Source organism: Pseudoalteromonas sp. MER144-MNA-CIBAN-0113 (assembly GCF_040308965.1).
Classification (GTDB): domain Bacteria; phylum Pseudomonadota; class Gammaproteobacteria; order Enterobacterales; family Alteromonadaceae; genus Pseudoalteromonas; species Pseudoalteromonas tetraodonis.
The window spans coordinates 48,924-58,343 of sequence record NZ_JBEOOG010000020.1 but is presented as its reverse complement, the minus strand read 5'-3'; the positions used below and the strand labels follow the sequence as shown (position 1 = coordinate 58,343).

Annotated in this window: 8 protein-coding genes and 1 pseudogene; all 9 read right to left on the bottom strand. The window is 40.0% G+C overall.

Features of this window, described 5'->3' with window-relative positions:
- Positions 1 to 75: 75 nt before the first annotated feature.
- Positions 76 to 693: pseudogene (locus AAEY57_RS07545) on the bottom strand (porin); the annotation flags it as partial.
- 173 nt (positions 694 to 866) lie between these two features.
- Positions 867 to 2,228 (bottom strand): sigma-54-dependent transcriptional regulator, encoded by a 1,362-nt coding sequence (locus AAEY57_RS07540; RefSeq protein ID WP_350607258.1) that lies wholly within the window; start codon positions 2,226 to 2,228, stop codon positions 867 to 869.
- Positions 2,221 to 3,951: a sensor histidine kinase gene (locus AAEY57_RS07535; protein ID WP_350607256.1), complete on the bottom strand. Its 1,731-nt coding sequence runs from the start codon at positions 3,949 to 3,951 to the stop codon at positions 2,221 to 2,223. The genes AAEY57_RS07540 and AAEY57_RS07535 overlap by 8 nt, the downstream gene beginning before the upstream one ends.
- 171 nt (positions 3,952 to 4,122) lie before the next feature.
- Complete coding sequence (locus tag AAEY57_RS07530) at positions 4,123 to 4,386, bottom strand: CBU_0592 family membrane protein (RefSeq protein WP_008112375.1); 264 nt, start codon at positions 4,384 to 4,386, stop codon at positions 4,123 to 4,125.
- A 163-nt stretch (positions 4,387 to 4,549) separates the two neighbouring features.
- Positions 4,550 to 4,801: a hypothetical protein gene (locus AAEY57_RS07525; protein ID WP_008112372.1), complete on the bottom strand. Its 252-nt coding sequence runs from the start codon at positions 4,799 to 4,801 to the stop codon at positions 4,550 to 4,552.
- Between the two features lie 136 nt (positions 4,802 to 4,937).
- On the bottom strand, positions 4,938 to 5,306 hold the full coding sequence (locus AAEY57_RS07520) for a response regulator (RefSeq protein ID WP_008112370.1): 369 nt from the start codon (positions 5,304 to 5,306) through the stop codon (positions 4,938 to 4,940).
- Positions 5,307 to 5,486: 180 nt separating this feature from the next.
- On the bottom strand, positions 5,487 to 5,948 hold the full coding sequence (ybaK, locus tag AAEY57_RS07515; RefSeq protein ID WP_076921728.1) for a Cys-tRNA(Pro) deacylase: 462 nt from the start codon (positions 5,946 to 5,948) through the stop codon (positions 5,487 to 5,489).
- Between the two features lie 104 nt (positions 5,949 to 6,052).
- Positions 6,053 to 7,192, bottom strand: coding sequence for a molecular chaperone DnaJ (gene dnaJ / locus AAEY57_RS07510; RefSeq protein WP_036932825.1), 1,140 nt, complete (start codon positions 7,190 to 7,192; stop codon positions 6,053 to 6,055).
- 215 nt (positions 7,193 to 7,407) lie between these two features.
- Positions 7,408 to 9,324 (bottom strand): molecular chaperone DnaK, encoded by a 1,917-nt coding sequence (gene dnaK / locus AAEY57_RS07505; RefSeq protein ID WP_008112365.1) that lies wholly within the window; start codon positions 9,322 to 9,324, stop codon positions 7,408 to 7,410.
- Between the last annotated feature and the right edge of the window lie 96 nt (positions 9,325 to 9,420).

Genomic DNA, 9,420 nt, shown 5'->3' with positions numbered 1-9,420 from the left:
TGTATAGCGATTTGATTTTTTCATAGTTCCAGTTTCTCAAGTTATTGAGTCTCTGGCAAACACGGGGCGATTCAAATCAACGTGGCTGATTGAAATAGAGTAAGGTGTTTTATTTAAATTACGGTCGCCGTAAATTAGCGTAGCAGCAAATCCTGCTTCGTTATCTTTGTTGTCATCTTTTGGCGCATAGGTAAATGAAAACTGTGCATTGTGCCAGTATTTAGAGGTACAAGTAATGGTGTCGCCTAATCGGTCTTGTCCGGCAATAACTTGTGAAATATCTGCTTGGGTTTCGTTAAAGTTATCAAGCTTACCTTCTGAATATTTAAAGCGCGTGTCGTTTCGCCCAACCACCACTTCACCAAAAGCACCTTTTAGACCAAGGTAAGTATTGCGTGCTGCAAAAGGCTCATTGGTGTCGTCGTGTTCAAAACCTTTTACTTGAACTTCGTATTTAAATACGGCAGTAAAATACTCATTTAATTTATGGTCCCCTTTAATACCAATACGCGAAAAAGGGGCATCTATTTGTGTGCCTTCATCTGCGTAACGCATAATGCCAGTATCGGTGTTGGCAATTTGTACTTCGGCTTTACCATACACTGTGTAATCTGCAGCAAACGCTGTTACAGGTAACGTGGCAACACTGCATAACGCAGCAAGTACTGAACCTTGGAATAGATTATTTTTCATTATGTATCCTAATTATGTGATGCTACTTGTTGTCTGCACCTACAAAGCAAGAACATGACCAACTAAAAATAATAAATATTTTCAGTAAGTTAAAAAATAAAGGTTTAAAAATAAACACTGAAATGTGCGGGTTTCCACACATAAAAAACACTCAACATCACCATTTCCACCCATTAATCGGTGAACATATCCCGATTAAGGTTATATTTACTCATTTTATCGTAGAGGGTTTTACGCGCAATTTGTAAGGTTGTCATGGTGTCTTTAATGCTGCCATGGTTAAGCTCTAGCGCCTCTTCAATTAAGGATTGCTCATAAAAGCTGACCTTTTCGGCTAGGCTCAAATCTAATGATAGCGTGCTGTTGCTTGAGTCACTTTGTGCAAATGCCAGATCGGGGCCTAGCAATACCGAGCGCTCGGCTTGATTTCTCAATTCCCGCACATTGCCAGGCCAATCGTGCGCTAGTAAACGTTGTTGTAGTTCTATATTGAGCGCCCCTAACGGTTTATGAAAGCGGGTCGCAGCAATAGAACTAAAATGCTTAAATAACAGTGGAATATCTGCTTTTCTGTCTCTTAATGCAGGAATACTGACTTTTACTAAACTCAATCGGTAATATAAGTCGGCTCTAAACTCACCTTTTTCTACCAGCGAAAGTAAATCGACTTTGGTGGCTGCGACAATACGAATATCAAGCTCTATCGCTTTATTAGCACCAACGGGGGTTACTTTTCGCTCCTCGAGTACCCGTAGTAATTTAACTTGAAGCGATAAAGGAGTGCTTTCAATTTCATCTAAAAAAACGGTGCCGCCTTGTGCAAACTCAAATTTACCTTTGCGATCGTGTGTTGCGCCAGTAAAGGCTCCGCTGATAGCCCCAAACAGTTCGCTTTCTATTAATTGCTCTGGGACTGCGCCACAGTTAATAGCCACAAACTGACAGCTTGAACGGTTACTATGATCGTGTAAATAACGGGCAACCAATTCTTTACCTGTGCCAGTTTCACCTTCAATTAATACATCTGCGGGTGTATCAATCACTGTGTTGAGTAAGTTCATCATGTGCTGCATTTTAAGGGTCTCGCCTAAAATGCGCACACCAGGCGCGGAGGTCTTTTCAACCGCACGCTTCAGAGCTCTATTTTCCATAACTAAAGCACGTTTGTCTGAGGCCCTAGCAATACAATCTAATAAATTTTCATTCAGGGGTTTTTCAAATAGATCATAAGCACCTAATTGCATTGCTCTAACCGCTACAGAAACATCGGCATAACCGGTTAAAAATATTACCGGAAGTTCACTGTCGAATGCTTTTACCTGCTCAATAAAAGTTAAACCATCCATAGTTGGCATATTTATATCACTGAGGACAACGCCACAAAAACTACGATTTAAGCGACTTAAGGCAACACTTGCATCACTAAAACACTGTACCTCATACCCCTCGAGCGTTAATAGCTGATTCAATGAATCGCGGATCATCGCTTCATCATCAATAACAATAATCTGTTTGCAAACAACGGCTTCAATCATTTTTAGTGGCCTCTATGCTTGATAAACTAATAATAAATTGCGCACCGCCTTCAGGGCGATTATGTGCAGTTAAGTAACCATTAAATGATTCAATAATTTGCTTTGAAATCGATAAGCCCAGCCCTAAACCGTTACTTGATTTGGTACTATAAAAAGGTTCAAAAATAGACCCCAGCACATGATGCTCAATACCAGGGCCACTATCTAATATAGAAAGCTTAACGCGCTCTTCAAAGCATTCAACATCAAAACTGAGCTCTCTAACTGGCTCACCTTTCATTGCCTGTGATGCATTGGTGATCACATTAACCAATACTTGTTCAAACTTTAACGCATCGACCCACACCGTGATCTCTTGCGAAAACTGCGGTGCACTTACGTTAACATCGTCTTGTTTAAGTTGCGGATGGGTGATCATCAACGCATTGTTTAATAACGCCGACAGTGGATGGGGTCGCAGTTGCATGGCCGCCGGTTTACTAAAGTGTTTAAGCTGCGCCACTATTTTATGAACCCGCTCTACTAAATTCTCAATAATAATTAAATTTTCACTTAATGCATTGAGTTTTCCTTTTTTGAGGAAAATTTTAGCGCTTGCCAAATAAGTGTTCATGGCGCTCAGTGGCTGGTTAATTTCATGATTAATACCCGCACTTAGTTGCCCTATTGTGGCTAATTTTGCCGACTGTACTAGTGCGGTTTGGGCTTTTTCCAGTGCTTGAGTACGCTCTAGTACTTCGAGCTCTAAACTGTGACGCGAATACAGTAATTTTTTATACCCGGCAAAGCGTGTCAATAAGCTATATCCAACAAAAATAAACACCCAATAAAATAACACTATCCATAGTAATCTAGGCACCTGTAAGGCGTTAATGTTTGAAATATCAACAAGCACTGTCATGGTTGCATTCAGATGAGTTAAGGGTCTTGAGGCGGAAACGTATTCATCTTTAGCAATTTTAAATTGCTCAATGCCTTGGCTTTTGTAGCGCTGTTGCTTAATTTGTAGCGGTTGATGATCTAAGTAAGCACGGCGCTGTTTAATATCACGACGCGCGGTAATATCAAGCTCTGTAAAACTATTTAAACGCCATGCGGGTTCATCTGACATGGCAATAATATTATCGGCAAGTTGCAAATAAAAATGGCTTCCTTTTGAGGTATTTAAAAGCGAACGATCGTTTTCAAATTTAGCGACATTAATTTTAAGCGCCACCACGCCAATGGCTTTTCCATCTAGGTAAATAGCTTGGGAAAAATAAATTCCGCGCTCTTTTGAGCGCTGACCAAGTGCAAAGTATGCGACCTTTTCACCGGCAAACGCTTGTTTAAAATAAGGTCTAAATGCAAAGTTACTACCTAAAAATGTATAGTCGGTTTGCCAGTTACTACTGGCAATAACATCGCCATGAGTATCTAGTATGTATACATCTGAGGCACCACTGGCTTGTTGAATATCAGCAACGTAATTGTTAATTGCATTAAAGTGTTGTGATTCATTATTAGTAAAACGAATCAATACGTTATTTTCAGTTAGCAGCTGAGGGATAGCCGCAAATCGAGCGAGTTCGTTATCGATATAATTATTTAATTGGATAACTTGTTGATCAGCTTGAATTTTGGCTTGCCCTAAATCATAAGCACGACCAAACGAAAAGGTGACCACCAATAATAGTACTAACAATATACAGGCAAAAATAATTTTTTTGGGGATGGAGAACATAAACGCCTATGACAACTATGATGCCAATAATAAGTAATAGCCAATATTGTAACGAGTTATCCCCCTTTGCAGAAGAAACTTTTTGTTAACAATTGTACTGAAACTAAAAAACCGTGAAATATTACATTCCACGGTTTAATCACCTTTTAAGGTGTGCTGTTTTAGCTTAATTTACGCTTTTGCAACGACAGGTTTGTCTTTAAAATATTTGTATAAGCCAATTAATGAGGCTGCAATCCAAAATATTTCAATCACAAAGCTTGCTAAGTTAAAGTTATAACAAAGGCTAATAAGTAACAAAATAGCGCCACTTAAATTCATTAAGTTATACGTTAAACTTTTAGGTGAAACTTTATTTAGTTGCAGCAAAAAAAATGAACCAACCACTAAAAAAGTACCACTCATACCAACAATATCAAATAAAAGTGCGATCACACGTCTATCCTTTTCCATTTTAAAACCCAACTGACTGGCCCAATCCATGGGGAGGGTTTTTTTCAATCATTGAAACAGCAAAACCAGCGAAGTTTACCAGTGAAATAAAAGCAAACAAGGGCTTATGTCCGCCCCTCACTACTTTAGACTATAAACAAAACGTTTATTTAAAAGTAACTTTACCACCAATCATTTTATAGGCGGGGGTCCCTCTTATGATTGTGGTGCGGGCAAAAGGTCGTTCACAGCCTGGGCATACGCATTCAGTATGGGTGTGATCTTGGGTTATTCTTTCTATAAAACATTTTACTAAAGCACCTTTGCCACCTTTACGGTATTTGAATAACGGTGCCTTACACGCAGAACAAAATATATCGACCGTTTTTGTAGGCCCTTTTTTATTGGGCTTAGCCATACTTCCTCAATAATTACTTTACGATTAGTTAATAGCATAATGCTATCACATCAGCGGTAGAAAATAATGAATGGCTGTTGCGCTAATACATTTTTTAAACAGCCGATAGATAACTCTACTTTATAAACGATTCGCTTTAGGCTTTTATCGATAAACGGGTTAATTGAGCTGATAACACATTCATATTAAAAGGCTTTACGATAAACCCTGACACTTTAGCATTAATCGCTTTTTTGACAGTCGAAGAACTATCTTCACAGGTCACCATAAGTACAGGAAGGTTTTTCAGCTCGGCATCTTTTCTAATATTATCAAGTAAAGTAATGCCATCCATTTTAGGCATATGAAGGTCTGTTATAACCAAATCAAACATTTGATTTTGCAGTATGTTTAATGCTTGAAGCCCATCTGTGGCTTCAACAATATCTTTATAATCTAACTGCCTTAACATATTAATTAATACATGACGCATTAACGGCATATCATCAACAACAAGTATTTTCATGCGTATGTTTTACCAAAATAGCTGCGAGCAAATTTTCGTTAAAACAAAGTAAAGGCGACACGCCAATCTAAAAGGTATTAACAAAAACGTGTTATGTGTAGTAACAACATTAGTTAACAATACCTATTGCCGCAAGTAATCAGATGGATACTTGTATCCCCTTATTTTAGCTAAAAAAGTTTAAAAAACTGCAAACGAAGCTTGAGTTATATGTGCTAAGCTTTTTGCACTTAGTGTTACTTCTAACCCTCGTTTTCCGGCACTAACATATATCATTTCAAAATCTAACGCACTGGAGTGTATGTATGTTTTTAGCCGTTTTTTTTGGCCAAGGGGGCTTACTCCTCCCAAAATATAACCGGTACTCGCCTGCACTTTTTGTGGGTCTGCCATCATCACTTTTTTTACTGCACAAAGCTTCGCAAGCTGTTTAAAATTAGCCTGCTGAGTGACGGGAGTCACCGCTACAATAAGCTGTTGCTCTGAGGTTTCTAGCACTAGGGTTTTAAATACTTGGGCGCTGTTAAGATTAAGCTTTTCAACCGCTTCAAGGCCGTAATTAGTATTGTTTATATCGTGCTCGTAACTGAGTATGTCAAACTTAATATCGCTTTTTTTTAGCTGCTCTATAGCGGGGGTCATCTGATAAAGTCCAAAATAAATTTCCCTAATAATTTAGCACATTAAACATAAAAAAACGGCGCTAAAAAAGCGCCGTTTTTATTAGGGTCTATTGATCCGACTAATTACTTAGTTAAGTCATCAAAAAACTTTTTAACCCCATCAAAAAAGCCTTGCTCTTTAGGGCGGTTTTTTGAGCTGTCTCTGCCCATACTTTCATCTAATTCTTTAAGTAAGTCACGTTGACGCTCGTTTAAATTAACTGGCGTTTCAATCACAACCTTACAAATTAAATCGCCTTGAGCGCCACTGCGTACTGACTTAACACCTTTGCCACGCATACGGAACATTTTGCCCGTTTGTGTTTCTGACGGTATTTTAAGCTTTGCACGCCCATCAAGCGTTGGCACTTCAATTTCACCGCCAAGGCCTGCGGTGGTAAAGCTTATTGGTACTTCACAATATAAATTATTAGCTTCACGAACAAATATTTTGTGTTCACGAACAGATACTTGCACATACAAGTCACCTGCTGGTGCACCATGCATGCCTGCTTCGCCTTCACCTGATAAGCGAATACGATCGCCAGTATCTACGCCTGCCGGGATTTTAACCGATAGCGTTTTAGTTTTTTCTACACGGCCTTGCCCATGACATTTATTACAAGGATCTGAAATGATCTGACCTTGTCCATGACACGTTGGACATGTTTGCTGTACGGCAAAAAAACCTTGGCGCATTTGTACTTGGCCTGCACCATGACAGGTTGTACATGTTTTTGGTTTAGAGCCCGCTTTTGCACCACTGCCATCACATGGTTCACAACTAACCCAAGTAGGTACTTTAATCTCAACGTCTTTACCACGAACCGCTTCTTCTAAGCTTAAGTCCATGTTGTAACGTAAATCTGAGCCACGTTGCTGGCGTGATTGACGTCGACCACCGCCGCCACCAAAAATATCACCAAATACGTCACCAAAAATATCACCAAAATCACCTTGGCCGCCGCCAAAGCCACCGTGACCACCGCCACCACCTTGTTCGAAGGCTGCATGGCCGTATTGGTCATACATTTGACGCTTTTGCGCATCAGTCAGTATTTCGTAAGCTTCTTTAACTTCCTTGAATTTAGTTTCAAGGTCTTTATCACCGGCGGTACGATCGGGGTGATATTTCATCGCTAAGCGTTTATACGCTTTTTTTATGTCTCGCTCACTCGCATCTTTGCTTACGCCGAGGACTTCGTAATAATCGCGTTTTGACATATCTATCACACTACTCTTTTCTATTTACAGCGTTAGCTGCTGGACAAACCGATAAATCATATCGATTTATCATTGAATTTTTAAAGCGTTTTATTCACTTCTCTTTACATGCAAAAGGCGCGTTAAGCTTTAGCCTACGCGCCTCATGTGTTCATCCTAACTCAAACACTTGATTTGGTCATGTGTTTTAAATTAGCGAGAAGCGTTAGCAACAATTACTTGTCGTCTTTAACTTCTTCGAACTCTGCATCAACAACATCGTCATCTTGTTTAGCTGACTGTTGTTGTTCACCAGCGTCACCACCAGCTTGTTGTGCTTTAGCTTGAGCGATTTCCATTAGCTTTTGAGACTTTTCAGCAAGCGCTTGCGTTTTCGCTTCAATCTCTGCTTTGTTATCACTCTTAATTGCTGCTTCTAGGTCAACAACAGCCGCTTCAATCGCGTCTTTGTCTTCGCTTGGCAGAGCATCACCCGCTTCTTCAATTTGCTTACGTGTACCGTGAACAAGTGCATCAGCTTGGTTACGTGCAGCTACTAACTCTTCAAACTTTTTATCGTCTTCAGCGTGCGCTTCTGCATCACGAACCATTTTTTCAACTTCTTCATCACTTAAGCCAGAAGAGGCTTGAATAGTGATTTTTTGCTCTTTACCTGTATCTTTATCTTTTGCAGATACATGTAAGATACCATCGGCATCAACATCGAATGTTACTTCGATTTGTGGCGTACCACGTTGTGCTGGGCGAATGCCTTCTAGGTTAAATTGACCTAGCGATTTGTTATCACTTGAACGTTTACGCTCACCTTGTAACACATGAATAGTTACTGCAGATTGATTATCTTCTGCTGTTGAGAATGTTTGCGATTTCTTAGTAGGAATCGTGGTGTTTTTCTCAATCAGTGCTGTCATTACTGACCCCATCGTCTCAATACCTAGAGATAATGGTGATACGTCTAGTAATAGTACGTCTTTCACGTCACCTGCAAGTACACCACCTTGAATCGCAGCACCCACAGCTACCGCTTCATCAGGGTTAACGTCTTTACGTGGCTCTTTACCAAAGAACTCAGCAACTGTTCTTTGAACAAGTGGCATACGCGTTTGACCACCCACTAGAATGATATCGTTGATATCGTTCACAGACAGGTCAGCATCAGCTAATGCGCGTTTAAGCGGTTCAATCGACTTAGTCACTAAGTCTTCAACCAGTGACTCAAGCTTAGCACGTGTTAATTTCACGTTCATGTGCTTAGGACCTGATGCATCAGCGGTTACGTACGGAAGGTTAACTTCTGTAGATTGTGCTGATGAAAGCTCAATTTTTGCTTTCTCTGCTGCTTCTTTAACACGTTGCATTGCAAGCGGATCATTTTGTAAATCGATACCTTGATCTTTCTTGAATTCAGCAACTAAGTAGTTGATTACACGGTTATCAAAATCTTCACCACCTAAGTGAGTGTCACCATTTGTCGCAAGTACTTCAAATGTGTGCTCGCCTTCAACTTCATCAATTTCAATGATTGATAAATCGAAAGTACCACCACCTAAGTCGTATACCGCTACTACGTTTTCGCCACGGTTTTTATCCATACCGTATGCAAGGGCTGCAGCTGTTGGCTCGTTGATAATACGTTTTACTTCAAGACCTGCAATACGGCCCGCATCTTTTGTAGCTTGACGTTGAGAATCGTTAAAGTATGCCGGTACTGTGATTACCGCTTCAGTTACTTCTTCACCTAAGAAGTCTTCAGCCGTTTTCTTCATTTTTTTCAGTACTTCAGCAGAAATTTGTGGTGCAGCGCGTTTTTCACCGCCGGCTTCTACCCATGCATCGCCATTATCTGCTTTGATAATTTTGAAAGGCATGATGCCGATATCACGTTGTACTTCTTCGTCTTCAAAGCGACGACCAATTAAACGTTTGATTGCAAATAACGTGTTTGTTGGGTTAGTTACCGCTTGACGTTTTGCAGGTTGACCTACTAACGTTTCACCGTCTTGCGTGTAAGCAATAATAGACGGGGTTGTGCGATCGCCTTCCGCATTTTCAATAACACGTGCTTTGTCACCATCAAGTACTGCAACACAAGAGTTAGTAGTACCTAAATCGATTCCAATAATTCTACCCATGAATCTTCTCCAACTTCTAAATTCGTTAATACATTCGATGACTAGTTAATAGGGATGCCACAAACTTAATTCAACTGTAAAAATGAAAAAAAACGC